1 pseudogene is annotated in these 777 nt (G+C 61.9%); it reads right to left on the bottom strand.

Annotation, left to right across the window (positions count from 1 at the left end):
• Positions 1-777: pseudogene (locus tag ACR0LX_RS22985) on the bottom strand (pyruvate carboxylase); the annotation flags it as partial.

Here is a 777-nt window from a genome sequence, read left to right on the forward strand (position 1 = left end):
GCTGCTTGGACAGATCGGCGCGGGTAGCTTCCAGATCAACCGCTTCGACATGTTTGCCGGGGCGTTCGGTGTTGGGGGCTTCGTCCTTGAGCACCTTTTGGATGATCGTGTCGGGGAACCCGCCCGGAGGCTGGCCCAGATTGCCGCGCATCATGTCGATAACGGAATCGGGGAAGGCCACATCTGTGCCCGGGTTTTCCACATCATCGCGGGTCAGGTTCTGGCTGACCATCATCAGCGCCATGTCACCCACCACTTTCGACGACGGTGTCACCTTGACGATATCACCGAACATCTGGTTCACGTCCGCATACATCTGCGCCACCTCGTGCCAGCGTTCTTCCAGCCCCAGACTGCGCGCCTGCGCCTTGAGGTTGGTGAACTGACCGCCGGGCATTTCGTGCAGATAGACCTCGGAGGCCGGGGCCTGCAGGCTGGATTCGAAGGCCGCATACTGGCCGCGGACGGCCTCAAAGTAATCACTGATCTCGCGAATGGCCTTGATGTCCAGCCCGGTATCACGCTCGGTGTGGCGCAGGGCCTCGACCACAGTGCCCAGCGTTGCCTGAGACGTGTTGCCCGAGAAGCTGTCCATCGCGCAGTCCACCGCGTCCACGCCCGCCTCTGAGGCGGCCAGAATGGTGGCGCTGGCGATACCGGCGGTGTCGTGGGTGTGGAAGTGGATTGGCAACCCGACCTCTTCTTTCAGAGCACGGATCAGGATCTTGGCCGAGGCGGGTTTCAGCAAACCGGCCATGTCCTTGAGACCCAGCACAT

The organism is Ruegeria sp. CH11 (genome assembly GCF_056537105.1).